This is a genomic window from Mycobacterium sp. IDUB_21, assembly GCF_055419425.1.
On the sequence record NZ_JBVAXQ010000012.1, the window covers coordinates 102,465 to 126,543 of the forward strand.

The 24,079-nt window shown below is 67.6% G+C and carries 30 protein-coding genes, 1 pseudogene and 1 riboswitch; of the genes and pseudogenes, 10 read left to right on the plus strand and 21 right to left on the minus strand.

Features of this window, described 5'->3' with window-relative positions; all coding sequences use genetic code 11:
- Together ACZYY4_RS17660 and ACZYY4_RS17665 are read right to left on the minus strand one after the other, a co-directional pair.
- Entirely contained in the window at positions 1-3,729 is a 3,729-nt protein-coding gene (locus ACZYY4_RS17660; protein WP_463811287.1) for a nitrate reductase subunit alpha, read from the minus strand.
- 145 nt (positions 3,730-3,874) lie between these two features.
- On the minus strand, positions 3,875-4,270 hold the full coding sequence (locus ACZYY4_RS17665; protein WP_463811288.1) for a (deoxy)nucleoside triphosphate pyrophosphohydrolase: 396 nt from the start codon (positions 4,268-4,270) through the stop codon (positions 3,875-3,877).
- 33 nt (positions 4,271-4,303) lie between these two features.
- Here ACZYY4_RS17665 and ACZYY4_RS17670 point away from each other — a divergent pair, with 33 nt between their 5' ends.
- Positions 4,304-4,588, plus strand: a complete 285-nt coding sequence (locus tag ACZYY4_RS17670) for a 4a-hydroxytetrahydrobiopterin dehydratase (RefSeq protein ID WP_463811289.1) — start codon at positions 4,304-4,306, stop codon at positions 4,586-4,588.
- Here the strand turns inward: ACZYY4_RS17670 and ACZYY4_RS17675 are convergent.
- Positions 4,566-5,867 (minus strand): mannosyltransferase, encoded by a 1,302-nt coding sequence (locus tag ACZYY4_RS17675; protein WP_463811374.1) that lies wholly within the window; start codon positions 5,865-5,867, stop codon positions 4,566-4,568. The genes ACZYY4_RS17670 and ACZYY4_RS17675 overlap by 23 nt on opposite strands.
- A 209-nt stretch (positions 5,868-6,076) precedes the next feature.
- On the opposite strand from ACZYY4_RS17675, the gene ACZYY4_RS17680 reads away from it, so the two are divergent.
- Positions 6,077-7,111: an Rv1157c family protein gene (locus ACZYY4_RS17680; RefSeq protein ID WP_463811290.1), complete on the plus strand. Its 1,035-nt coding sequence runs from the start codon at positions 6,077-6,079 to the stop codon at positions 7,109-7,111.
- A gap of 4 nt (positions 7,112-7,115) precedes the next feature.
- Here ACZYY4_RS17680 and ACZYY4_RS17685 read toward each other — a convergent pair whose 3' ends face one another.
- The 5 genes and pseudogenes from ACZYY4_RS17685 to ACZYY4_RS17705 form a co-directional block, all read right to left on the minus strand.
- Positions 7,116-7,262, minus strand: a complete 147-nt coding sequence (locus ACZYY4_RS17685; RefSeq protein WP_013828086.1) for a hypothetical protein — start codon at positions 7,260-7,262, stop codon at positions 7,116-7,118.
- Positions 7,259-7,858 carry an HhH-GPD-type base excision DNA repair protein gene (locus ACZYY4_RS17690; protein ID WP_463811291.1) on the minus strand — a complete coding sequence of 200 codons (600 nt, stop codon included), beginning with the start codon at positions 7,856-7,858 and terminating at the stop codon, positions 7,259-7,261. The genes ACZYY4_RS17685 and ACZYY4_RS17690 overlap by 4 nt, the downstream gene beginning before the upstream one ends.
- 78 nt (positions 7,859-7,936) lie before the next feature.
- Positions 7,937-8,107, minus strand: a pseudogene (locus ACZYY4_RS17695) (winged helix-turn-helix transcriptional regulator); the annotation flags it as partial.
- A 62-nt stretch (positions 8,108-8,169) separates the two neighbouring features.
- Complete coding sequence (locus ACZYY4_RS17700) at positions 8,170-8,601, minus strand: nitroreductase family deazaflavin-dependent oxidoreductase (protein WP_463811292.1); 432 nt, start codon at positions 8,599-8,601, stop codon at positions 8,170-8,172.
- A 69-nt stretch (positions 8,602-8,670) separates the two neighbouring features.
- On the minus strand, positions 8,671-9,609 hold the full coding sequence (locus ACZYY4_RS17705) for a LysR family transcriptional regulator (RefSeq protein WP_463811293.1): 939 nt from the start codon (positions 9,607-9,609) through the stop codon (positions 8,671-8,673).
- Positions 9,610-9,688: 79 nt separating this feature from the next.
- On the opposite strand from ACZYY4_RS17705, the gene ACZYY4_RS17710 reads away from it, so the two are divergent.
- Both ACZYY4_RS17710 and ACZYY4_RS17715 read left to right on the plus strand, forming a co-directional pair.
- A complete protein-coding gene (locus tag ACZYY4_RS17710) occupies positions 9,689-10,567 on the plus strand; it encodes an LLM class F420-dependent oxidoreductase (RefSeq protein WP_463811294.1) in 879 nt (292 codons plus the stop codon).
- A 227-nt stretch (positions 10,568-10,794) separates the two neighbouring features.
- Complete coding sequence (locus tag ACZYY4_RS17715) at positions 10,795-11,097, plus strand: DUF732 domain-containing protein (protein ID WP_463811295.1); 303 nt, start codon at positions 10,795-10,797, stop codon at positions 11,095-11,097.
- Here the strand turns inward: ACZYY4_RS17715 and ACZYY4_RS17720 are convergent, their stop codons facing one another.
- Positions 11,098-11,271, minus strand: coding sequence for a DUF5302 domain-containing protein (locus ACZYY4_RS17720; protein WP_463811296.1), 174 nt, complete (start codon positions 11,269-11,271; stop codon positions 11,098-11,100).
- Positions 11,272-11,334: 63 nt separating this feature from the next.
- On the minus strand, positions 11,335-11,778 hold the full coding sequence (locus tag ACZYY4_RS17725) for a PPOX class F420-dependent oxidoreductase (protein ID WP_463811297.1): 444 nt from the start codon (positions 11,776-11,778) through the stop codon (positions 11,335-11,337).
- A 52-nt stretch (positions 11,779-11,830) separates the two neighbouring features.
- On the opposite strand from ACZYY4_RS17725, the gene ACZYY4_RS17730 reads away from it, so the two are divergent.
- Together ACZYY4_RS17730 and ACZYY4_RS17735 are read left to right on the plus strand one after the other, a co-directional pair.
- Positions 11,831-12,352, plus strand: coding sequence for a DUF1697 domain-containing protein (locus ACZYY4_RS17730; protein ID WP_463811298.1), 522 nt, complete (start codon positions 11,831-11,833; stop codon positions 12,350-12,352).
- A gap of 24 nt (positions 12,353-12,376) precedes the next feature.
- On the plus strand, positions 12,377-13,198 hold the full coding sequence (locus ACZYY4_RS17735) for a class I SAM-dependent methyltransferase (RefSeq protein WP_463811299.1): 822 nt from the start codon (positions 12,377-12,379) through the stop codon (positions 13,196-13,198).
- On the opposite strand, the gene ACZYY4_RS17740 is transcribed toward ACZYY4_RS17735, so the two are convergent.
- Positions 13,195-13,587: a GntR family transcriptional regulator gene (locus tag ACZYY4_RS17740; RefSeq protein ID WP_463811300.1), complete on the minus strand. Its 393-nt coding sequence runs from the start codon at positions 13,585-13,587 to the stop codon at positions 13,195-13,197. The genes ACZYY4_RS17735 and ACZYY4_RS17740 overlap by 4 nt on opposite strands.
- A gap of 28 nt (positions 13,588-13,615) precedes the next feature.
- On the opposite strand from ACZYY4_RS17740, the gene ACZYY4_RS17745 reads away from it, so the two are divergent.
- Positions 13,616-14,329: an NAD-dependent deacylase gene (locus ACZYY4_RS17745; RefSeq protein WP_463811301.1), complete on the plus strand. Its 714-nt coding sequence runs from the start codon at positions 13,616-13,618 to the stop codon at positions 14,327-14,329.
- Between the two features lie 17 nt (positions 14,330-14,346).
- Here ACZYY4_RS17745 and ACZYY4_RS17750 read toward each other — a convergent pair whose 3' ends face one another.
- Positions 14,347-14,985, minus strand: a complete 639-nt coding sequence (locus ACZYY4_RS17750) for a methyltransferase domain-containing protein (protein ID WP_463811302.1) — start codon at positions 14,983-14,985, stop codon at positions 14,347-14,349.
- Between the two features lie 169 nt (positions 14,986-15,154).
- Here ACZYY4_RS17750 and ACZYY4_RS17755 point away from each other — a divergent pair, with 169 nt between their 5' ends.
- Positions 15,155-15,280 carry a hypothetical protein gene (locus ACZYY4_RS17755; RefSeq protein ID WP_019738104.1) on the plus strand — a complete coding sequence of 42 codons (126 nt, stop codon included), beginning with the start codon at positions 15,155-15,157 and terminating at the stop codon, positions 15,278-15,280.
- A 137-nt stretch (positions 15,281-15,417) separates the two neighbouring features.
- Here ACZYY4_RS17755 and ACZYY4_RS17760 read toward each other — a convergent pair whose 3' ends face one another.
- From ACZYY4_RS17760 to ACZYY4_RS17780, 5 genes are read right to left on the minus strand one after another with little or no spacing between them, the layout of a single operon-like run.
- Entirely contained in the window at positions 15,418-15,801 is a 384-nt protein-coding gene (locus ACZYY4_RS17760; RefSeq protein WP_463811303.1) for a type II toxin-antitoxin system death-on-curing family toxin, read from the minus strand.
- The gene (locus ACZYY4_RS17765) at positions 15,798-15,929 is read right to left on the minus strand and encodes a hypothetical protein (protein ID WP_463811304.1); all 132 of its coding nucleotides are present in this window, start codon (positions 15,927-15,929) and stop codon (positions 15,798-15,800) included. Before ACZYY4_RS17765 ends, ACZYY4_RS17760 begins: the two co-directional genes overlap by 4 nt.
- A gap of 44 nt (positions 15,930-15,973) precedes the next feature.
- Positions 15,974-16,972 carry an NAD(P)H-dependent flavin oxidoreductase gene (locus tag ACZYY4_RS17770; protein ID WP_463811305.1) on the minus strand — a complete coding sequence of 333 codons (999 nt, stop codon included), beginning with the start codon at positions 16,970-16,972 and terminating at the stop codon, positions 15,974-15,976.
- Positions 16,973-17,012: 40 nt separating this feature from the next.
- A complete protein-coding gene (locus ACZYY4_RS17775; RefSeq protein WP_463811306.1) occupies positions 17,013-17,765 on the minus strand; it encodes a 3-hydroxyacyl-CoA dehydrogenase in 753 nt (250 codons plus the stop codon).
- A 40-nt stretch (positions 17,766-17,805) separates the two neighbouring features.
- Positions 17,806-18,891 carry a CaiB/BaiF CoA transferase family protein gene (locus tag ACZYY4_RS17780; protein ID WP_463811307.1) on the minus strand — a complete coding sequence of 362 codons (1,086 nt, stop codon included), beginning with the start codon at positions 18,889-18,891 and terminating at the stop codon, positions 17,806-17,808.
- Positions 18,892-18,942: 51 nt separating this feature from the next.
- On the opposite strand from ACZYY4_RS17780, the gene ACZYY4_RS17785 reads away from it, so the two are divergent.
- Positions 18,943-19,752, plus strand: a complete 810-nt coding sequence (locus ACZYY4_RS17785; RefSeq protein WP_463811308.1) for an enoyl-CoA hydratase — start codon at positions 18,943-18,945, stop codon at positions 19,750-19,752.
- 87 nt (positions 19,753-19,839) lie between these two features.
- Here ACZYY4_RS17785 and ACZYY4_RS17790 read toward each other — a convergent pair whose 3' ends face one another.
- Genes ACZYY4_RS17790 through ACZYY4_RS17805 form a run of 4 tightly spaced genes read right to left on the minus strand, consistent with a single transcriptional unit; the run spans position 19,840 to position 23,059 of the window.
- Positions 19,840-20,559, minus strand: coding sequence for a lysostaphin resistance A-like protein (locus ACZYY4_RS17790; protein ID WP_463811309.1), 720 nt, complete (start codon positions 20,557-20,559; stop codon positions 19,840-19,842).
- A 45-nt stretch (positions 20,560-20,604) separates the two neighbouring features.
- Positions 20,605-21,123 (minus strand): gamma carbonic anhydrase family protein, encoded by a 519-nt coding sequence (locus tag ACZYY4_RS17795; RefSeq protein ID WP_463811310.1) that lies wholly within the window; start codon positions 21,121-21,123, stop codon positions 20,605-20,607.
- Between the two features lie 5 nt (positions 21,124-21,128).
- On the minus strand, positions 21,129-21,917 hold the full coding sequence (locus ACZYY4_RS17800) for a crotonase/enoyl-CoA hydratase family protein (protein ID WP_463811311.1): 789 nt from the start codon (positions 21,915-21,917) through the stop codon (positions 21,129-21,131).
- A complete protein-coding gene (locus ACZYY4_RS17805; RefSeq protein WP_463811312.1) occupies positions 21,914-23,059 on the minus strand; it encodes a thiolase family protein in 1,146 nt (381 codons plus the stop codon). The genes ACZYY4_RS17800 and ACZYY4_RS17805 overlap by 4 nt, the downstream gene beginning before the upstream one ends.
- 103 nt (positions 23,060-23,162) lie before the next feature.
- Between ACZYY4_RS17805 and ACZYY4_RS17810 the strand changes: the two genes are divergently transcribed.
- Complete coding sequence (locus ACZYY4_RS17810) at positions 23,163-23,825, plus strand: SDR family oxidoreductase (RefSeq protein WP_463811313.1); 663 nt, start codon at positions 23,163-23,165, stop codon at positions 23,823-23,825.
- A gap of 54 nt (positions 23,826-23,879) precedes the next feature.
- A riboswitch (cobalamin riboswitch) is annotated at positions 23,880-24,078 on the plus strand.
- The last annotated feature ends 1 nt before the right edge of the window (position 24,079 follow it).

The window sequence follows — 24,079 nt, forward strand, 5'->3', positions numbered from 1 at the left end:
TCAGTACCTCACGTCCTGGTTGCGGCGACGGCGCACCACGGTCACTTCGTCGCGCTGGTTGCCGGTCGGTCCCAGGTAGTTGAACGCGAATGCGTGCTGACCGTAGCCGCCGGCGAGATGGCTGGGCTTGACCCGGATTCGGGTCAGCGAGTTGTGGGTGCCGCCGCGCTTGTTGTTGGTCTCGGCCCGCGGGGTGTCGACGGTGCGTTCCTGCACGTGGTAGACGAACACCACTCCGTCCGGCATCCGCTGGCTCACGATCGCCCGGCCCACGAAGATGCCGTTGACGTTGACCGCCTCGATCCAATCGTTGTCCTTCACACCGATTTTCGCGGCGTCCCCCGGGCTCATCCACATGGTCGGCCCGCCCCGCGACAGCGACAGCATGTACAAGTTGTCCTGGTAGGTGGAGTGGAACGACCACTTCGAGTGTGGGGTCAGGTACCGCACGGTGATCCCGATGCCGTCGCCGACCTCGCCGAGTTCGGGTGCGCCGAACAGTCGCACCATGTCCAGTGGCGGGCGGTACACCGGCATGTGCTCGCCGAGTTCCTCGATCCAGTCGTGTGCGGTGTAGAAGTGCATCCGGCCGGTCAGCGTGTGGAACGGCTTGAGGCACTCGATGTTGATGGTGAAGGGCGCGTAGCGTCGGCCACCGGTCTCACTGCCGGACCATTCCGGGCTGGTGATCACCGGCACCGGTCGGGCCTGGGTGTCGGCGTAGGTGATCCGCTTCTCCTCGCTGCCCTCGGACAGGTGCGCCAGCCGCTGCCCGGTGCGCTTCTCCAGTTCGCGGAAGCCCTCGGTCGCGATGCGGCCGTTGGTGGTGCCCGACAACGCCAGCACCGTGTCGGCCATCCGCGTCGCCGTGGTCAGCGCCGGGCGCCCGGCGCCGGCGCCGGACTTCATCACCCCGAACCGGCCGGCCAGGTCTTCGACCTCTTCGTGCGGGAACACGGTGTAGCCCTTGGTGGTCAGGCCCAAGGTGTCCACCAGCGGGCCCAGCGTCTGCCACTTTTCGTGGATTGCCGCGTAGTCGCGTTCCACCACAGTGACCTTGGGCATGGTCTTGCCCGGCACCGGCGTCTCACCGGTGCGCAGCCAATCGCGTTCCGTGCCTTCGGGATAGGCCATCGCGTCGGCGGTGTCGTGCAGCATCGCGGTGAGCACGACGTCGTTGCGGACACCGAGGTGCTTTTTCGCCAGTCCGCTGAACGTCCGGGCGATCGCACCGAAGGCGTCGAAGTCGCTGCGGGTCTCCCACGGCGGGTCGATCGCCGCGGCGAACGAGTGCACATAGGGGTGCATGTCGGTGGACGACAGGTCGGCCTTCTCATACCAGGTTGCAGCCGGCAGCACGACGTCGGACATCAGCGTGGTGGAGGTCATCCGGAAGTCGATCGACATCAGCATGTCGAGTTTGCCTTCGGGAATGTCGCTGTCCCAGCGCACATCCTGTGGTTTCACCCCGTCGGTCGGCGGTTCGCCGAGCACGCTGGCGTCGGTGCCGAGCAGGTGCTTGAGGAAGTACTCCCCGCCCTTGCCCGACGCGCCGATCAGGTTGGCCCGCCACACCGTCAGTACCCGCGGCCAGTTCACCGGGTTGTCCGGGTCGGTCACCGACAGCTTCAGCTCGCCGGCGGCCAGCTTCTCGGCGACGTATTCGCCCGCATCCCGGCCGGCCGCGCTCGCCTCATCGGCCACATCCAGGCTGGATCGGTCGAACTGCGGGTAGAACGGGCTCCAGCCCATCGCGGTGGCCGAGGCCAGGATGTCCATCGTGTGTTTGCCGTCGAACCGGCCGCGTCCCAGCGGGGTGGTCAGCTTGTCCGCGCCGTAGGCGTCGTAGCGCCACTGGTCGGTGTGCGCATACCAGTACGAGGTGCCGGGCACCTGGCGCGGGGGCCGCGTCCAGTCATTGCCCGCCGCCATCGTCTGCCACCCGGTCAGCGGGCGCACTTTCTCCTGACCGACGTAGTGCGCCCAGCCGCCGCCGTTGCGCCCCATCGACCCGGTGAGCATCAGCAGCGCCAGCACCGCGCGGTAGGTGGCGTCGCCGTGGAACCACTGGCAGATCCCACTGCCCATGATGATCATCGACCGACCATCGGATTCTTCTGCGTTGCGGGCGAATTCGCGGGCAATCCGGATCGCCTGGGAGGCCGAGACCCCGGTGATCGGCTCCTGCCACGCCGGGGTGTTGACCTGCGTGCCGTCGTCGTATCCGGTGGGCCATTCGCCGGGCAGCCCGGGCCGGCCCACCGAGTAGTTGGCCAGCATCAGGTCAAAGACGGTGCAGACCAGGTGTTCTCCGACCTGGCGGACCGGCACCCCGCGCTCGACGACGGTGCCGTGGCCGTCCACGGCGTCGAAGCCGGGTAGCGACACCAGCGCGCTGCGCCGGTGCCCGTTTTGGGCCGCCGGATCCACCAGCACGGTCAACGCCGGCCGCACGTCCCCGAGGTCGAGGTTCCACTTGCCCATGCCCTCGTCGCCCCAGCGGAAGCCCAAAGAGCCGTTGGGCACAACAACACTGTCGGTGTTTTCATCCAGCAGGGCCGGCTTGAACGCTGAATTCTCCGACTCCGCTTCCGCCCCGCCCAGATCGGCTGCGGTCAGGTTCTTGCCCGGCACCAGCCGGCCGTCGCGCTCCTCCAGCTTGATCAAGAACGGCAGGTCGGTGTAGCGGCGCACGTAGTCGGTGAAGAACGGCACTTCCTGCTTGATGTAGCACTCCGTGAGGATGACGTGGCCCATCGACATCGCCAGCGCGCCGTCGGTGCCGGCCGCACAGGGCATCCACTCGTCGGCGAACTTGGTGTTGTCGGCGTAGTCGGGGCTGACGCTGACCACCTTGGTGCCGCGGTAGCGCACCTCGGCCATCCAGTGCGCGTCGGGGGTACGGGTGATCGGGACGTTGGAGCCCCACATCATCAGATAGGCCGCATCCCACCAGTCACCGGACTCCGGTACGTCGGTCTGGTCGCCGAACACCTGGGGTGACGCGACCGGCAGGTCGGCGTACCAGTCGTAGAACGACGTCATCACTCCGCCGAGCATTTGGATGAACCGGGATCCGGCGGCGAACGACACCATCGACATCGCCGGAATCGGCGAGAAACCGGCCACCCGGTCCGGGCCGTAGTTCTTGATGGTGTGCACGTGCGCGGCCGCGATCATCTCGGTGGCCTCGGCCCAGGTCACTCGCACCAGCCCGCCCATGCCGCGGGCCTGCTGGTAGCGCCGGCGGCGTTCCGGGTCGGCCTGGATATCGGCCCACGCCAGCACCGGATCGCCCAGTCGCGCCTTGGCCTCCCGGAACATCTCGACCAGCGGGCCCCGGGCGTAGGGGTAGCGGATCCGAGTCGGCGAGTAGGAGTACCAGGAGAACGAGGCGCCACGCGGGCAGCCGCGGGGCTCGTACTCAGGCCGGTCAGGCCCCACCGAGGGATAGTCGGTCGCCTGGTTCTCCCAGGTGATGATCCCGTCCTTGACGAAGATCTTCCATGAGCACGACCCGGTGCAGTTAACCCCATGGGTGGACCGGACCACCTTGTCGTGGCTCCAGCGGTCCCGGTAGAAGATGTCGGCCTCGCGCCCACCGCGGCGCGTGACGGTGCGCCCGTCTTCCGAGACCTCACCCGGGGTGAAGAACCGGCCGCTGCGTTCCAGCAGCTCCTCAAGCGGACCGCCGATATGGGCGGTCGAGGGCGGCTTAGCGCGTGTCATGCAAGTTCTCCTTAGAGGGTCGCCGCACTACAGCGGTTCAGGTAGCAGGCGGGCCGCCGTAGCACACCATCGAAGGCCAAAATCCCAGCGTAGCGACATATATCGCCGAGCGACCGAATTCATCGGCAGAATTTACAGAGCCGTTTCACCAGAGTGCCCGAGCCAGCTCAGGGATCCAAGCTGTATCGGCAGGTACCCAGTCAACGTCCGGCAACTCCACAGCGGTCACCCAGCGAATGGCCTGGTGGTCATCGGGGCGGGGCTCGCCGCGCGCCAGGCTGACCCGGTAGGCGCGCAACGTCATGGCGGTGTTGAGCACCACGTCAGCGCCGAGGCGTTCGCCCACCGTGATGGCGTCGGCGTCGAGGCCCAACTCCTCGGAGAGCTCGCGAGCCAGCGCGGCCGGTTCACTCTCGCCGGACATGACCTTGCCGCCGGGCAGTTCCCAGCGGCCGGCCAGCTCCGGCGGGCGGCGCCGTTGTGCGATCAGCACCGCCGGGCCGACGATGAGGGCTCCGGCGACGACGATCTGGGTGGGCATGGCGTGTGAGGCTATACCGTCCTACCGTCGGGTATGGCCTTGTTAACCGATGACCAGGTGGACTCCGTACTGAGCAGCCTCGACGGCTGGGAGCGGGCCGACGGCGCGCTGCGCCGCTCGATCAAATTCCCGACGTTCTTGGCCGGCATCGACGCGGTACGCCGCGTCGCCGAGCGCGCCGAGGCGGCCGATCACCACCCCGATATCGATATTCGCTGGCGCACCGTGACGTTCGCACTGGTGACGCACTCCGAAGGCGGTATCACCGACAAAGACGTGGGGATGGCGGGCGAGATCAACCGGATTCTGACGAGCTGACCCGGGTGGTCGCCATCCAGGCCAGGGTGGCCAGCGTCCCGACGATGTAGACGAGGCCGGCCCACGCCAGATACCAGGGCCTGCCGTCCTGCCAGATGGTCGGCTGGGCGAAACTCAGCAGCCAGGGCACCCCGATGAGGGTCAGCGCCAGCCAGCCCCACCCCAGCACCCGGGCGCCCGGGCGATCCGAGCACGGGCCGTGCAGCAGCCAGATCATCAGCGGCACCAGCCACACCCAGTGATGGGTCCACGAGATCGGCGACACCAACAACCCGAACAGCTCGACCACCAGCAGCAAACCGAGCGGGTCGGGACTGGCGGGATTGCTGTTCAGCGCGCGCCAGGCCAGCAGAGCCAGCACCGCCGTGACGGCGATCGCGATCAGTACCGGCGGGGCGTAGCCCGCGTCGTGCCCGAGGATGCGGGAGATCCCGCCCCGCCAGGACTGGTTGAACGAGGTTCCGATCGGTCCCACCCGGTGCGCATCGCCGAGCAGCGCGGTGAAGTAGCGGCGGGTCTGGTCCCCGGTGGCCCACACCGACACCGCGATGGTGCCGGCGAAGACCACCGCCGAGAAGGCGGCGGCGGCCCAGCGTCGTGCTCCGGCCAGGTATACCCCGGCGATCGCCGGAGTCAGCTTCACCCCGGCGGCCAGCCCGACACACAGACCTGACACCCACCACCGGCTGCTGTAGACCGCGTAGAGCACCGCCAGCGCCAGGATCACGTTGATCTGGCCGTAGTCGAAGGTGCTGCGCAATGGTTCGGTCCAGATCCCGACCGCCGTCCACAGCATCGCGACCCGGCGGTTCAGCGAGGCTCGACGAAGGAGAGGCGAAGCTGGGACCGCCGCATCAATCCGGCGGTTCAGCGAGGCTCGACGAAGGAGAGGCGAAGCTGGAACCGCCGCATCAATCCGGCGGTTGGCGGTGGCCGCGCCCCCGAGCAGGCGTTGGCTGAGCCGGACCACGCCGTACAGCGCGGCCATGGTCCCGATCTGCCAGAGAAAGGCGACCAGCCCGAAGGGCAGCAGGTGCAGCGGGTAGAACACCACCGCGGCGAATGGCGGGTAGGTGAACGGCAGCGGGAAGTCGGGGGTCTGGTCGGCGTAGACGTAGTCATACAGCGCGCCGGGACTGCCCAACGCGGCCGCACCACTGATATAGACGTGCAGGTCGACGAAGTTGGCTCCGTGCGGGGTCAGGTAGGTCCAAGCGAGTCGCGCCACGATGCTGGCCGTCAGCAGCAACGGGGCCCACGCGGTCAAGCGGGTCGTCAGCGGACGCGAGGTGTCGAGACTGGTGTCGGTGTTGGTGTTTACCGGCACGACTTTAAAGCGTGCCCAGCGGCACCGCGGCAAGCGGGCCGATCACTGTCGCGGCTCGGATCTGTAACGGTCCCATAAATCACACACGTGTCACTTGAGCCTCACCAGTAACAAGCTAGCTTCGGAATTCAGGAAGCCACCGTCGACGAATTGGGGATCTCATGTCGCGCCTCCGGACGCTGTTCAGCACAACGAGTGCCACCGCCGCCACCGCGACCATCGCGGTCGGATCCTCGGCCGCGCTGATCTTCGGCGGGATCTCCGGGGTAGCCGCGGCCGACCCGGCGCTCCCGGCCCTGCCGCTGCCCACCGCCGGGTTCCCCGGCCTTCCCGCGATCGAGCAGTTGAGTCCGGTGATCCAGCAGGCGGCTGCCGACCCGGCCGGGGCGTCGCAGCTGCTGATGGCCGCGGCCGCCGCGTTCGCCGGCAACTCCTCAGCACCCACCGGGTCCCGGCAGGTAGCCGACTCGGTGGCGCAGTTCGTGCAGTCGCCGCCCGAAGCCCCGGCCAGGCTGCCGGGCGAGCACGTGCCGACGGCCGGATCGGCGCCGGGCCTGGTGGCCCACCTGCCGAGCGGCGTGAATCCCGCTAAATCGGTGGGGCCGGCTCCGCAGGCCGTACCCGGTGCTCCGGAAGCCGTTCCGGCTCCCGCCGAAGCGGTGCCCGCGGCACCCCCCGAAGCCGCTACCGCTGGCGCAGTCGCCGCACCGGCACCGGCCGCAGCCACCCCGGGCGAGGGCCCGACGCCCGACGCGGCACCAGCGGCCAACCCGGGGTTCGGCCCGGACGCTCCGCCGACCCAGGACTTCATGTACCCGTCCATCGGCCAGAACTGCCTGGCCGACGGCGGCAACGTCATCGCCACCGCGCTGTCGGTGGCCGGCCCGGCCACCATTCCCACCCCCGGCCCCAAGCCGGGCCAGACCGCCTACGTGTTCACCGCCGTCGGCACCCCCGGCCCTGCCGAGACGCAGAAGCTACCGCTGAACGTCACCTGGGTGAACCTGACCACCGGAAAGTCCGGCAGCGCCACCCTGCAGCCGCGCACCGACATCAACGCGGAAGGGCCGACGACGCTGACCGCGATCGTCGACACCGGTTCGGGCAGCATCATGTCGACGATCTTCGGTCAGGTCAGCACCAAGGACCACCAGTGCAACTTCCTGCCAACCATCGGCTCGACAGTGGTGCCCTGAGACCTCAGTAGGCCATGAACAGGATGGCGTCCCGGTCGTAGCTCATACCGGGATGCGCATCCGCGAGATGCTTCTGGGCCAGGTCGACCAAATCGTCCTCGTCCTTGCCGACAATGGCCTCGCCACACGGACAGTTCAGGTGAGTTTTCACGTCGCCGCCATTCCTTTACTCTCTCGGGCCTGCTTCGCAGCCTGTTTCTGGGCCTTCTTGGTGGACCGCACCTGCTGTAGCGACGCCGTATCCACGACGTCGGCGATCGACAGGTGTGTTCCGGCCTCACCGTATGCTCCGGCGGCCTCCCGCCATCCCGACGGGGTCACGCCGTATTGCTTTCCGAGCAGCGCCAGGAAGATCCGCGCCTTCTGCTCACCGAAGCCGGGCAGCGCCTTGAGCCGCTTGAGCACCTCGCGTCCATCGGGCTCGCCGACCGTCCACAGCGCGGTCGCGTCGCCGCCGTACTGTTCGGTGACAGCGCGGGCCAGGGCCTGGACCCGCCCCGCCATCGACCCCGGAAAGCGGTGCACCGCAGGCTTTTCCGCACACAGCGCGGCGAATTCGTCCGGGTCATGGCCGGCGATCTCGTGCGGATCGAGCCCACTCATCCGCTCGGCGATCTTCTTCGGCCCGGCGAACGCGACCTCCATCGGAATCTGCTGGTCAAGCAGCATCCCGACCAGCAGCGCGAACGGGTCGGCGCTCAGCAACGCGTCGGCGTCCGGGTCTCCCACCAGCTGCAGCTTCGGCACGCGTTCAGTGTAGGACCGCGAAACGCTGCAGCCTTGACCGCTTCGCGATGCAGGCCGATTCCGTCGACACCGTGACGGTCATGCTTGTGACCCCGCCCGGGTGTCATCAGCCGCGCGGTTGGCGAACACCTCGTCCATGTGCGTCTCGGCCCAGCTCTTGATTCCACGGATCATCTGGTGCAGTGAGAGACCGAGGTCGGTCAACTCGTAGGAGACCGTAACGGGCACGGTCGGCGTCGCGGACCTGCTTGCCGACGTACTCGCCACGGAGCGTTCACCGCGGGGCGGCTCAGCGTGAGGCGGAGAGACAGTTACGCCCGCTGCAACTCGAACAGTGGAATCACCCGGCTGGTCTTGGATTGAGACTCGGCGACAACCGGCGCTACGGCGGTCAGCTTCGGGAACAGCTCCGCACGCTCCGCGGGCGGCAGTTCGCGCGCCGTCACGTCGAACGCGTCGGGGCCGACCTCGACGTGTGCCCGCGGGTCGGCCCGCAGGTTGTGCACCCAATTCGGATTGACTGAAGCGCCGTGGAAGGACCCGATGATGATCAGCTTGTCGTCGATGTGGAAATAGGCCAGGGGCGACACCCGGCGCTGGCCGGACTTGGCGCCCGTCGTGGTGAGCAGCAGCAGGTCGGCCTGGGTGAACGGCCCAATGACCTTGCCGCCGTTGGCCCGGAACTCATCAACGATGCCTTTGTTGAAGTTCTTGACAGCTTCGCTGTTGGTGAAATCGGTCATGCCTGATCAACCGCCTTGGGCGGGCGGCTATTCCGGACTCCTCGAGCTGCTGCGGCCGCGAGGGTTCAGCTAGGACGTTTCCTTCTTTCGAGCTGGCGAGTCGGCGTCGGTGAGCTGAGCGCGCACGTCGCTGGATACATGTACGCCTCGGGTTCGTAGATTGCCGATGAACCGGGCGGTGAGCGGATCCGGTGTGGCGGGCGTTACTGCCCCGAGTTGTCTGACCCACCGGGGCGAGAACGATCGGACGGCGCCTGGAAACCCAGCACTAACAGCGCTCACCGGGCATACCGCGACACCCAAGCCCGCCGCGGCGAGTTGCGGCGCCGCGGCGGTCACCGCTGTCCTCATCACTGTCTCGGTGTGAATCCGCGCCGCCGCAAGCGATCGATCCAGCCACCCGCTGAGACCATTCTCCGCCGCGAAGTGAACGATCCGCGCACCCTCTAGATCCTGGATGCGTACGGACGGCTTTCGAGCCAGCGGATGGCCCGAAGGTGCCGCCAGCACGATCTCCTCGTCCGCGACGACGCTGGCGGTGAAGCGGTCGGGCACGGGAAGAGGCACGAGTGCCATGTCCACCTCGCCTGCGTCGATGAGGCCGAGGAACTCGTCCAGGACGGCCGCCTCACGCAGAGTGATCGCGACGTCGGGGTGCCGACGGTGCCACATGCGAATGACGGGGGCCAGTACCGGCACGGTCAGGCTCTGCGCACAGGCCAATCGAAGCGACCCACCGGCGGCTTCTCCTGCTGCACGTGCCGATCGCATTGCCGATGCGGCTGCGTCGATTGCTCGTCTGGCGTCCGCGATGGCAGCCCTGCCGGCGGGTGTCAATTTCACACCCCTTGGCTCCCGGTGAAACAGCGCCGTGTGGGCTTCGCGTTCCAGCGCGGCGAGCTGATGAGAGACGGCGGGTTGCGAGGAATGCAGCAGTCGAGCGGCCTGGGTGATCGATCCGGTGTCCGCTACCGCAACGAGGCACTCCAATGCGCGAAGAGTTGGCATCCAAGAAAATTATCGCAGACCCCCGAAACATGAATGCAATTTTGGAAAGCCATTACGTCGGCCCTGGGTTACACCTGGCATGACAGCTACGACTCGACCAATTCGCATCGGCGTTCTCCTGCAACCCGGCAACGCCCCGGACTACACCACCTGGCGCAGCGCGGTGCTACGGGCCGAAGAACTGGGGGCCGACCTGATCTTCGGCTGGGACCACTTCCACAGGCCCCAGGTCGCCGACCTCAACCAGGGCATCCCGGTGCTCGACGAAGTCCAGCCTGACGTCACCAACTTCGAGGGCTGGACCGCGCTGGCATCGTGGGGTGAGATCACCCACCGTGCCGAGATCGGGCTGCTGGTGACCGGCATCGGCTACCGCAACCCCGACCTGCTCGCCGACATGGCCCGCACCGTCGACCACATCAGCGGCGGCCGCCTGGTGCTCGGCCTCGGCGCAGGCTGGTACGAAAAGGACTACAGCAGCTACGGATACGACTTCGGCACATGGAAGTCACGCTTCGACCTGTTCGATGAAGGGCTGAAACGCATCGAGGCGCGGTTCGGTCAACTGATCCCACCTCCGATCCGCAAGATACCTATCCTCATCGGCGGCACCGGCCCTAAACGGACCCTGCCCGCGGTGGTGCGTTACGCCGACATCTGGCACACCTTCCTCTCCGTGGAGGGCTTCGCCACGGCCAGTGCCCAACTCGACGAGATGGCCGCGTCCGCGGGACGCGACGGAAGCGACATCGAACGCTCGGTGCACTGGTTCGGCCCCGAGAGCGCCGACGCCTACCGGCAAGCCGGCGCCAGCACGTTCATCGCCGAGATCGCCCCCGACCCCACCACCGGCTACGACCTCGGCCCGCTGCAAGAAATGGTGGCCTGGCGTGCGCGTCACCAAGTCTCGACACCAGTGCGGCCAACTAACGGAAAGCAGGCACCGGTCATGAGTTAGGTCGAGCCGAAGGCCGCTGACCGTCGCATCATTCGAACAATTCGCCGTCGACCACGCCGCCGACTTCATGTCCGTTGTTCAACCCATTGATGGCTGATGAGGCGGCCAGTCTGACTGCGACCCGGCACCGCGATGGTCCACCCGAGCCGACCAGAGCGGTCCATTGGTCTGTGTCGGTGGAGTGTGCGAACGTGTAAACGACAGTCGGCGGTGCGGATCTCCAGGAGATGAACATGGGACGTGTAGTGGCAGCTCTTATCGGAGCGGCGGTTACCGCTGTTGCCTTGGCGGCCACCGCCGGTGCGATACCGGACCAGGGCACGCCGGAATTCGACACCTACATGCAGGGCCTGGAACGCAACGGGTTCAACTTGAATCCTGACACCGCATGGCGCGTCGCCCACCAGGCGTGCGAAGGCGGCCTACCCGGATTGATCGGTTGGGAGTTGGTCGCTCAGGGCGTCGTCGGCCCCGGCGCGGACCAGCGCTTGATGGACGTAGCCCGGAAGTACGCCTGCCCGGTCCAGTAACTACCCGCTCTTGCGACGGAACTCCCGGCGGCTCTCCAGCGGACCGTGCGATCTCGACTGCTTGGCGCCGGCGTCCCTGTGGTCGGAGCCACCCGCCGACTTCGCCTTCTTGCGGTCCAGGGCCTCCCTGAACTTTCGCTTGTTCTCGTCTGCGGCGGAATCTGATTCGGGCATGCCCGGAGCCTAGCGGTGATCGCAAGGCCGGCGCAGCCGGATGCAGCGGGTCACCGCCATGGGTCAGCGCATGCCCGGGGGCATGCCGTACAGATGCGTGATCGGCAGGGTGAGCAGCACGCGGCGATCTGTCACCATCGCCTGGCGGTACTCGTCCCAATCCGGGTGCTCCCCGGCGATGTCCCGGTACAGCGCGACCAGCGCCTCGACGGTGTCGTCACCGGGAGCGGCGGCCGGGGGCGTCAGCTGGGCGTCCCCCTCGGCGACCGCATAGGACCACCCGTCGTCGGAACTGACCAGGACCGACGCCCGCGGGTCACGGCGCAGGTTGCGGGTCTTGGCCCGCGGTTCGGTGACCGACACCTTGACCGCGACGGCGCGCGGGTCGAAGTGGTACTGCACGTTCGACAGTTGGGGACGCCCGTCACGTTTGATGGTGGCCAGTACGCCGAGCGAGTTCCCGCTGATCAATGCCAGCAATTTGTCGTCGAATACGTGGCGGCCCATGTCGGAAGCGTACCGATTGAAGCGGGTGCGCGCCGTCGTTACCATCGCGCAGATGACCAGGTACGCCGCGTTATTGCGGGGAGTCAACGTCGGTGGAGTCAACCTCAAGATGGCCGATGTCGCCTCTGCACTGACCGATGCCGGATTCGTCGGGGTCCGCACCGTGCTCGCCAGCGGCAACGTCCTGCTGGACTCCGCGGACGATGCCGGGGCGGTGCGCACCACCGCCGAGGCCGCGTTGCAGGAGCGCTTCGGCTACCCGGCCCGGGTGCTGGTCTACGACGTCGAGGCGGTGCGCGCCATCGTCGCGAACTATCCGTTCGAACCGGAGGTGCCCGGATTCCACTCCTATGTCACCTTCGTCGCCGACGGCGCGGTGCTTGCCGAGCTGTCTACACTCGACGGCGGAACCGACCCCGGCGAGAAGTTCACGCCCGGCGACGGGGTGATCTACTGGCAGATTCCCAAGGGCAACACCCTGGGCAGCACCGTGGGCAAGACCATGGGCAACAAGCGGTACGCGTCGTGCACCACCACCCGCAACCTGCGCACGTTGAGCAAACTGCTGCGCTGAGGAGCCACCGGTAAGGTCGCAGAGGTGAGTCAGACACAGAACGTCGCCCTGACCGGCGTCTCCGAGACCGCGTTGCTGACGTTGAACGCACGAGCGACCGAAGCCCGCCGTTCCGACCGGATCATCAACGATCCGATGGCGGTCCGGCTGGCGGACTCGATCGACTTCGATTTCGCCAAGTTCGGCTCGACCCGCCAGGACATCGCAGTGCGCGCGCTCGGCATCGACACCGAGGCCCTCCGCTTCCTGCGGCAACACCCGACGGGCACCGTGGTCGCCCTGGCCGAGGGCCTGCAGACGAGCTTCTGGCGGCTGAGCGAGGCGGTGCCGGACCCGCAATTCCGTTGGCTCACTGTTGATCTGCCACCGATCATTGAGATCCGCGAACGACTGCTCCCGGCCGCGCCGCAGGTATCGGTCTGCGCGCAGTCCGCGCTGGACTACAGCTGGATGGACCGGGTCGACACGTCTGACGGGGTGTTCATCAGCGCCGAGGGCCTGCTGATGTACCTGCAGCCCGAGCAGTCCCTGGGGCTCATCGCCGAGTGCGCCCGCCGCTTTCCGGGCGGCCGGATGATTTTCGACCTTCCGCCCGCCTGGATCGGTTGGCTGATCCGCCACGGCGTGCCCACCTCATTGCGCTACCGGGCGCCCTCAATGCCGTTCACCCTGTCGGCTGCCGACTCTGCCGGGCTGGTGGACACGGTGCCGGGCGTCCGGGCCGTCCACGACCTGCAGCTGCCCCAGGGCCGCGGGTGGTTGTTCAACACCGTGCTGCCGAACGCCTACCGGCTGCGATTCCTCGACGACGCGCGCCCGTCGCTGACCCTGCTGGAATTCGGCTAGGCACCGCCCGTACCGGCGTGGCCGAAGGCGGCATCGAGGTACCGCAGTGCGTCGGCCTTGCCCAGGCCGACGGCGCGGGCTGCGGCGACGAATGCGCCCGCCGCCACCGTCATGGTTGCATCCGCCGGATCGCTACTCGCCACGAAAGTGCCGAAACGGCCACGGGTTTCGACGATCCCGGCGGCCTCCAGTTCCCGGTACGCCCGGGCCACCGTGTTGACCGCCAGGCCCAGCTGCCCGGCCAGCTCACGCACCGTCGGCAGCCTGGTTCCCGCGGGCACGGCTCCTTCCCGGACCGCCTCGATCATCTGAGTCCTGATCTGCTCGAACAGCGGCCCGTCCGGCTGCACATCGACCTGCGGGATCCTCAGCAGCTCCGTGAAGTCCATTCGCCCAGTATCCCGCTATGTTGGTCTCGTGCAGGTGGCGGTGTTCAGCGGCGCGGGTATCTCAGCGGAGAGCGGGGTGCCCACCTTCCGTGACGACGAGAACGGACTGTGGGCGCGCTACGACCCCTATGAGGTGTCCAGCATCGACGGCTGGAACCGGCACCCAGAGTTGATCTGGGGCTGGTACCTGTGGCGCCATCAGCTGGCCAGCCGTGTCGGACCGAACGCCGGCCATCGCGCGGTCGCGGACTGGGAGCAACACGCCGACGTACACGTGATCACTCAGAACGTCGACAATCTGCACGAGCGCGGCGGCAGTTCCACGGTGCATCATCTGCACGGCAGCATGTTCAGTTTCCGATGCGCGGATTGCGATCATCCCTACACCGAGAAATTGCCGGCGATGACAGAACCGGAGCTGGAGGTGGCGCCGCCGATTTGCGGTTGCGGCGGATTGATCCGCCCGGACATCGTCTGGTTCGGCGAAAACCTGCCCGAGGGGCCGTGGAACGCCGCGGTCGAGGCCATCGACGGCGCCGACGTGCTGGTCGTGGTGGGCACCTCCGGGGTGGTCTACCCGGCGGCCAGCCTGCCCGAGCGAGCACTGGAGCAGGGCAAGACCGTCATCGAGGTCAACCCCGAGCCGACCCCGTTGACGCCCAGCGCCACGGTGAGCCTGCGCGATACCGCGTCGGTCGCCTTACCGGGACTATTGCAGCGGCTTCCCGCCCTGCTGGGTTAGCGCTGAGTTAGAACGGCTCAGGCCGGTCGGCTGGCACGCCCCAGCGCGAACTCCGACACCGGCACCGGCGCCCACGCCGGGAACTGGTGCCCGCGCCGCGACGTCTCCACCGCGAAGCCGGCGGCGGTGATCGTCTGCTCGGTGTCGCGATGGGTATGGCAATTTCCGAACAGCCTCGGCCAGATCGTGGCGTCGGCCAGTCGCTGCAGCCCACCGCGCGCGCCACTGCTGGCGACGTGCTCGAAGTAGCGCAGCTCTCCCCCGGGCTTGAGCAAGGTGAACAGCTGACGCAGCACATCCTCAGGCTGTTCCACCGAGCACAGCACCAGCGAGCAAACAATCGCGTCGAACCGTTCACCGGCGTCCAACGCCTCCACGGTGCTCGCTACGACGGTGACCGGCACCGGCGCTGCGGCCGCGGCTTCGCGGGCGGCCTCCCGCAGCCGCGATTCGGGCTCGGGGGCGACCACCTCGGTGACGGTGTCAGGGTAGAAAGCGAAGTTGCTTCCGGTGCCGGCGCCGACTTCCAGCACTCGCCCGGTTAGCCCCTCCAAGTTTTCCCGGCGCCGGTCCCGCAGCCAGTCGGTCTCGCGACTGGACATGAACGTCCAGATCCGGGCGAACAGGGGGTTATCCAGAGTCGCAGGTGATGCCATGAAGCCCACCCTAGCGCCCCCGCAAAGCGACCCCGACCATACCGATGACCAGGCAACGAGACCGATCTCAGCCGAAAAGACCGGCAAACGCTACTCGCCAGTAGGATTGCCACAGTTTCCCGAAACGTGACTCAAAGATCCCTTAATAGTGACCCATACGCTCAGTGCCATGTGGATCGACGACTCAAGTGCCGACGTAATCAAGGTCGACTTCGAGGCCCTGTACCACGGCGATGTCCTGGTCGAGGGCGATACCTCGGAGCAGCTGGACGACTGGCATCCGCTGGCCAGCTGATTGACGGGCGCCGCAACAGCGGCGCCTTTCAGTCTGACCTGATCGTGCGAGGCGCACCTGCCCGCGATCGGCCGATCCCCCCGTTTTTGTGATTGACGCACTCTGACCCTTGCCTCAACCGGCGCTCACCATGCGCGTCAGCCCTCCCGGTAGCTCCAGGTTCGCAGCTGTTCGGCGATCGTGTCGAGATCGGGCAGCGCGCCGGTGGCGACCGCGATCACGAACTCGAAGCGGTCATCCTCGGGGGCACTGATCCAGTGGCCGTTGAGGGCGAGGAAGGTCCGGCAGGCCGTCCACGCCAGCCGCTTGTTCCCGTCGACCAGCGCATCATTACGGGCCAGCGAGTGCAACAATGCGGCGGCTTTGAGGTGTAGATCGGGGTAGGCGTCCGCGCCGAACACCGATGCGCGGGGACACGCCAACGCCGATTCAAGCAGGCCGTAATCACCGACGGCGACGTGCGCGCCCACGGCCACCCGAGCGATATCGAGCAGATCCTCAAGATCCAGGTAGTCGATCATGCGTCCTTGAGACGCTCCAGAACCCGGGCCTCCTCACGCACCACCCGCTGCAGCGCCTCGGCCACCTTGGCCTTGTGCGTCCGCCGCTCGATGTACTCATCGATCGCCGACAACGCAACGGCCTGCATCGACCGGCCCTCGGTGGCGGCCTGCCGACGCAGAGCTTCGGTCGCTAGGCGACGTTCTCCTCGTCGTCATCCTCGAGCATGCCGCCCAGCCGCCCGGTGATGATCTCCTCGGCTTCGGCCACTATTCGCGCCACCAGGTCACCGCAGGTGGGGATGTCGTTGATCAGCCCCATCGCGGTACCCACCGACCAGATGCCGGCCTCGACGTCACCGTCCTCGAAGACCCGCCGGCCCCGCACCCCGGCCACCAACTCCTGCACGTCGGGGAACTGTCCGCCCTTGTCGAGGATGTCGACGACTTCGCGCGAGACGGTGTTGGACGCCACCCGCGCGGTGTTGCGCAGCGGCCGGAAGATCAGCTCGGTGCCGCGCTCGTCGCCGGCGACGATGGCTTCCTTGACGTTCTGGTGGATGCAGGACTCGACGGTGCACATGAATCTCGAGCCCATGTTGATACCGTCGGCGCCCAGCGCCAGCGCGGCGACCAGTCCCCGGGCGTCGGCGAAGCCGCCGGAGGCGATCATCGGGATCTCGATCTGATTCGCCGCGGCCGGGATCAACACCAGGCCCGGGATGTCGTCCTCGCCGGGGTGCCCGGCGCACTCGAAGCCGTCGATGCTGATGCCGTCCACCCCGAGGCTCTGCGCCTTGACCCCGTGGCGTACCGAGGTGCACTTGTGCAGCACCTTGATTCCGTTGTCGTGAAACATCGGCAGGTGCGGGGCCGGGTTGGACCCGGCGGTCTCGACGATCTTGATGCCGGCGTCGACGATCACCTGCCGGTACTCGTCATAAGGGGGCGGGTTGATGGTCGGCAGGATGGTCAGATTCACCCCGAACGGTTTGTCGGTCAGATCCCGGGTCTTGGCGATCTCGTTGGCCAGGTCCGCCGGGGTGGGCTGGGTGAGCGCGGTCAGAAAACCCAAGGCGCCCGAATTCGCGACCGCTGCAACAAGTTCGGCGCGGCCCACCCACTGCATTCCGCCTTGGGCGATGGGATGCTCGACCCCGAAGACTTCGGTGAATTTCGTAGTCAGTGACATATGGACTCCTAGCTCTGTTTGACGTTCTTCGCGCGAGCGCTCAGCGCGGGGCCATTCGGATTGCGCCGTCGAGACGGATCACCTCGCCGTTGAGCATCGGGTTGCTGATGATGTGCTCGGCCAGCGCGCCGTACTCGTCGGGGTCCCCGAGCCGGGCCGGGTGCGGCACCTGCCCGCCCAGCGACTTCTGCGCCTCCTCGGGCAGCGAACCCAGCAGCGGGGTCTTGAACAGGCCCGGCGCGATGGTGCAGACCCGGATCAGATCGCGGGACAGGTCCCGCGCGATCGGCAGTGTCATACCGACCACGCCGCCCTTGGATGCGGAGTAGGCGGCCTGGCCGATCTGGCCGTCGAAGGCGGCCACCGATGCGGTGTTGACGATGACGCCGCGTTCTTCACCGATGGGTTCGGTCTTGGCGATCCGTTCGGCGGCCAACCGCAGCACGTTGAAGGTCCCGATCAGGTTGACCTGCACGACCCTGGTGAACTCTTCCAGCGGGAAGGCGCCGTTTTTGCTCAGCGTCTTGATCGCATTGCCGATGCCTGCACAGTTGACGTTGATCCGCAGCGGCCCCAAGGATTCGGCGACGTCCAATGCCGCGCCGACCGCCTCGGGGTCGGTGACGTTGGCCTCGGCGAACCGGGCCCGGTCGCCCAACTCCGCCACGGCGTCGGCGCCCCGCAGGTCGATCACCACTACCTGGGCGCCGGCATCCAGCAGGCGTTTGGTCGTCGCCAAGCCCAGCCCGGAGGCACCGCCGGTGACGACCGCCACGGCATCTTTGATCTGCACTGAAATCCCCTTCGTCGACCAACCAGATGGTTGGTCGGGACTATACCCAGTCCCCCAGGATGGCGTCGTTGTCGGCCCCCAGTACCGACGGCGGTGTCGGGATGTCGGGGATGCTGCGGGAGAACCGTGGCGCCGGCATGGGCTGCAGATAGCCGTTGACGTCGTAGAAGGTGTCGCGCTCGGCGATGTGTGAGTCGGACAGCACCTCGCCGAACGCCAGGACCGGCGCCACACAGGCGTCGGAGTCGGCGAACACCTTGGCCCAGTGGTCACGGTCGTTCGCGGCGAACGCCTTGGTGAAGACCTCGCGCAGCTCCGGCCAGCGGCTGGTGTCGTTCTGCGCCGGCAACTCGGCCGGGTCCAGCCCCAGTTTGGCGAGCAGTTCGGCGAAGAACTGCGGCTCAATCGCACCCACCGAGACGTAGCGGCCGTCGGCGCATTCGTAGGTGTCGTAGTAGGGCGCGCCGGTGTCGAGCATGTTCACGCCGCGCTCGTCACTCCACATGCCTTGCGCGCGGAAGCTCCACATCATCGCCCCGAGCATGCTGGCACCGTCGACCATGGCCGCGTCGATCACCTGGCCCTTGCCGGAGCGCTGCCGCTCCCACAGCGCGGACAAGATGCCGACCAGCAGGAACATCGATCCGCCACCGAAGTCGCCGGCCAGGTTCAGCGGTGGCACCGGGCGCTCCCCCTTGCGGCCGATCGAGTGCAGGGTGCCGTTGAGCGAGATGTAGTTGATGTCGTGGCCGGCCTGCAGCGCGCGCGGCCCGGTCTGTCCCCAGCCGGTCATCCGGCCGTAGATGAGCTTGTCGTTGACCTTGGCGCAGTCTTCCGGTCCGAGTCCGAGCCGCTCGGTGACGCCGGGGCGGAAGCCCTCGATCAGCACGTCGGCCTGGGCGACAAGTTTCAGGACCAGGTCACGGCCCTCGGGCGACTTCAGGTCGGCGGTCACCGACCGCCGGTTGCGCAGCATGGTGTCCTTCGGGGCTTCGCCACCGAATTTCGGCGGGCGGTCCACCCGAACCACCTCGGCACCGAGGTCCCCGAGGATCATCGCCGCGTGCGGCCCCGGTCCGATCCCGGCCAGTTCGATGACCCGTAACCCCGCCAGTGGTCCCGCCATGTCTGCCTCCTCGTCGAATGCCTCTGTGATGTGCATCCTAGGGTGACACCCATGACCGCAATCGACTCCGGCATCGACACCCTGGCCCCGGTGGAGGGCCTGTCCGTAACTCTGGCCGATGGGGTGCTCTCGGTGACCATCGACCGCCCCGACAGCCTCAACTCGGTGACCACCGGCGTATTGGTCGGTATCGCCGACGCCATGGAGGGTGCCGCACGCGATCCGCGGGTGCGCGCGGTGCGGCTCGGCGGTTCCGGCCGCGGGTTCAGTTCGGGCGCGGGGATCAGCGCCGAGGATGCGTCCGACGGGGTGCCGACGGAGATCATCGTCGAGGCCAACCGCGCGATCCGGGCGATCGTGGCACTGCCGCATCCGGTGGTGGCCGTGGTGCAGGGTCCGGCCGCGGGCATCGGGGTGTCGCTGGCCCTGGCCTGCGACCTGGTGCTGGCCAGCGACAAGGCGTTTTTTCTGTTGGCGTTCACCAAGATCGGGCTGATGCCCGACGGCGGCGCCTCGGCGCTGGTCGCCGCGGCCATCGGCCGGATCCGGGCAATGCGTATGGCGCTGTTGGCTGAACGGCTGTCGGCTGCCGACGCCCTGGATTGGGGATTGATCAGCGCGGTGTACCCGGCTGAGGACTTCGACGCCGAGGTGGACAAGGCGCTGGCCGGGCTGCTCGCCGGTCCGGCGGCGGCCTTCGCCAAGACCAAGCACGCCATCAATTCCGCGACCTTGTGCGAGCTGGACGCGACACTGGACCGCGAATACGTCGGACAGTCGATCCTGTTGAACGCCCACGACTTCCGGGAAGGCACCCGCGCGTTTCAGGACCGGCGCACGCCGAACTTCACCGACTCCTGAGAGACTCGACTGCCCGCGAGCGTGCGTAAAAACGGTGTCGCGCGCGGCGTGTCGGCCGGGGACATGCACGCTCGCGCAAGGGGGGTACTACATCCCGAAGATCGACGGCAGCGCGAGGACCATCACCAGCCCCCACACCAGGTGCGTCAGCACCGACGCCAACACGCCGCCGGTGGCGCGGCGCTCGATCGCGCAGACGGTCCCCAGCACCAGCGCGGCGACACCGATCATCAGATTGCCGGCGGCCGCCATCGCCGCGGTGTAGAGCAGCGTCGAAAACACCAGCGGATAGTGGCGGCCGAACGCACTGAACAGCGCACCGCGGAAGAACATCTCTTCAGCGATCGCGTTGACGATGGCGATCAGCACCACCAGCCGCCAGGACACGTGAGTGGTGTAGTCCAAGATCGCGATCACCTGCCCGGCCAGCGGAGGGATCTGCTGCACCGCCAGCCCGCCGAGCAAGAACACCCCGCCGAGCACCAAGCCGACGCCGGTGCCGGTGAACACCGGCCGCTCGTTGCGGCCCCGGAAGCGCACCGCACCCAGGTGCAGCGGACCCGCCAGAACCGCCCCCACCGACCAGATCGCGGCCAAGGCCAGTGACAACCAGTAGAACGCCGCGTCGCCCGGGTTCTTGGTGTGCATGAAAGCCAGTACCGCGGCGCCGATCAGCACCACCACGGCCACGACGACACGACGACGCGTCACAACGGCCCGCGGCTCGTGGTAGGGCAGCGAGACCTTATTGAAGATGTCGGTGAATTCGCGCAGCAGGCCGGGTCGGGCCGAACTGGTCTGGGTCATGCCCTAAAACGTAGCGGCCGAATGGCAGCCGGTGGCCTGATTGCGTCAGTTCGCCCGGTGGACTTCGATCAGCCGCCGGTAGGCCGCGGCGTTGTACCGGTTGTTGCGTACTTCGGCCTCGCTGAGCTCCCGTCGTACCCGGCCCGGCACCCCCGACACCAGCGATCGGGGCGGCACCACCGTGCCCTGCGGGATGACGGCGCCGGCCGCGATCAGGGAGCCTTCCCCCACGACGGCGCCGTTGAGGATGATCGCGCCCATCCCGATCAGGGAGTCATCCTCGATGGTGCAGCCGTGCAACACCGCGTTGTGCCCGACGCTGACCCGGGCACCCACCCGGGCCGGGAACTCCTTGTCGACGTGGATGGTCACCCCATCCTGAATGTTGGTGTCGATGCCGATCTCGATCGGCTCGACTTCGGCGCGCAGCGTGGCCGAGTACCAGACGCTGGCCCGGGCGGCCAGGCTGACCTGGCCGATCAGGCTGGCGTTGGGCGCCACCCATGACTCCGGGTGCAGCTGGGGGGCGCGCCCGCGAATGGGGATGATCAGCGGTTCAGGCACTCCGCTCAACGCGCTTTCCACACCGGCGCGCGCTTCTCGGCGAACGCTCGCGGCCCCTCCTTGGCGTCCTCGGAGCGCAGCAGCGCGCTGAACTCCCGGCCGCTGCGGGCCCAGTCCGCCGCCTCGCCGGGGATGGCGCCGTCCTCGACGCCGTAGGCGATTCGCTTGCTGGCCCGCACCGACAGCGGCGCGTTGCCGGTGATCTGTTCGGCCAGCTCCAGGGCGGCCTCCAGTGCCCCACCATCGTCGACCACCCGGTTGACCAGCCCCCAGCGGGCGGCGTCTGCGGCCGACATCGGGTCCCCGGTGTAAAGCAACTCCAAGGCGACCTTGCGGGGCAGTTGGTCGACGATGCGGAAAACCCCACCGGCACCGGCAATCAGGCCGCGTTTGACCTCTGGCAGCCCGAATTGCGCCCGCTGCTCGGCAACCACCAGGTCGCTGGCCAGCGCGATCTCGGTGCCACCGCCGAGCGCGGTGCCGTTGACCGCCGCAATGGTCGGCTTGTCGATGAAGTGCTGCACGTAACCGGCGAAACCCCACTCCGGGTGCTCCGGGTGGTAGATGTTCTCCCGACTGGCGATCGCTTTGAGATCGGCTCCGGCACAAAAGGATTTGTCACCGGTGCCGGTGATCACCACCGCGCGTACCTCGTCGTCATCCTGGGCCTGCGCCAGGGCGTCGCCGATGCCGGTGCTGACCGCGCCGTTGACGGCGTTGCGGGCTTCGGGGCGGTTTATGGTGACCAGCAGGACGTTACCGCGCCGTTCTACCAGAACGGCCGCGTCGCTCACAGCAGCTCCAAGATGGTGGTGTTGGCCTGGCCGCCACCCTCACACATGGTCTGCAGGCCGTAGCGAATCCCGTTGGCGCGCATGTGGTACAGCATGGTGGTCATGATCCGGGCGCCGGAGCCGCCGAGCGGGTGACCGAGCGCGATCGCCCCGCCATTGGGGTTGAGCTTCTTCGCATCCGCGCCGATCTCGGCGAGCCACGCCATCGGCACCGGGGCGAACGCCTCGTTGACCTCGAACACCCCGATGTCGTCGACGCTCAGGCCGCTGCGCTGCAGCGCCTTCTGGGTGGCCGGGATCGGGGCACTGAGCATCATCACCGGGTCGGCGCCGGCCAGCGTCGCGGTGTGCACCCGCGCCAGCGGGGTCAGCCCGAGTTCACGTGCCTTGTCCGCCGACATGAACAACAGCGCCGCCGAGCCGTCGGAGATCTGGCTGGAGTTGCCGGCGTGAATCACGCCGTCCTCTTTGAACGCCGGCTTGAGCTGAGCCATCTTCTCGATCGTGGTGCCGCGGCGAATACCCTCGTCGGCGCTGATCACGTTGCCCTCGCCGTCCTTGATCCCGACGATCTCGTCGGTGAACGCGCCGGAATCCTGTGCTGCGGCTGCCTTTTCATGCGAGGCCAGGGCGAATTCATCGAGCGCGGTGCGGTCCAAACCCCACTTCTCGGCCATCATCTCCGCGCCGGTCCCCTGGTTCGGAGTCTGGCTGTAACGGCTCCGGAACGCCTCCGGGTAGGGGTGCCCACCGTTGGCCAGCGAGGCGCCCATCGGGGTGCGCGACATCGACTCCACGCCGCCGGCGACAACGACGTCATAGTGCCCGGCCACCACGCCGGCGGCGGCGAAGTGCACCGACTGCTGGCTGGATCCGCACTGGCGGTCCACCGTCACCCCGGGCACCGACTCCGGCCAGCCCGCGGTCAGCAGTGCGGTCCGGCCGATGTCCAGGGCCTGCTCGCCGGCCTGCATGACACAGCCCCAGATCACGTCGTCGACCAGGGCGGGGTCCACCCCGGCCCGCCCGACGAGCCCGTTGAGCACCTGGGCGGAAAGCTCCGCAGGGTGTACCCCGGAAAGTCCGCCGTTGCGCTTGCCGATCGGCGAACGCACTGCCTCTACGATGACTGCTTCGGCCATGGGTGCTCTCCTTCATCAACGATGGGTCCTTGACGACGATTGTCGACCGGCGCCTCCGGCCATCGCCAACGGGGGTGCTCAAGTCTCGCGTAGCGTCGAAACCATGGCGCGCATCGTAATCATCGGCGGCCACGGCAAGATCGCCTTGCTACTCGGCCGCATCCTGTCCGAACGCGGTGACCAGGTGACCTCGGTCTTCCGGAATCCCGACCATTCCGAGGAGGTCGCGGTGACCGGGGCGATTCCCGTGGTGGCCGACATCGAACAGCTCGACACCCACGGTCTGGCCGAACTGGTGGCCGACCACGACGCGGTGGTGTTCACCGCCGGCGCCGGCGGCGGCAACCCTGCTCGCACCTACGCGGTGGACCGCGACGCGGCGATGCGGGTGATCGATGCCGCTGGGCAAGCTGGGGTGCGCCGGTTCGTGATGGTGTCCTACTTCGGCGCCGGACCCGGGCACGGCGTGCTCGACGGCGACCCGTTCTACCCGTACGCGCAAGCCAAGGCGGGCGCCGACGCCCACCTGCGGGCCGCTGACCTGGATTGGACGGTGTTGGGGCCCAGTCGGCTCACCGTGGAGCCGGCCACCGGCCGCATCGAGGTTGGGACTGCGGCCGAGGGTGCCGCTGAAAAGGGATCCGTGTCCCGGGGCAACGTCGCACAGGTGATCGCGGCCTGTCTGACCGACGACTCGACGATTCACCGCACCATCGAGTTCAACGACGGCCAGACGCCCATTCCGGAGGCACTTGAAGCCGGTTGACCAGGTAATCTTGATGACGCAACTGGTTTGTCGATACCGCCGCGAGGTGGCGTCGGCATCGAGCGCGACGCGGGTTTTCCGCGGGGCGCGAGAGGGAACCCGGTGGGAATCCGGGACTGTCCCGCAGCGGTATGCAGGAACGACCGCCGTCAAAGGCACTGGTCACGTGTTCGTGACTGGGAAGCGACGGCCACTAGGTGCACCCCCGTGCGAGCCTGCGAGTCCGAAGACCTGCCTGTTGTGCTGGGCGCGCC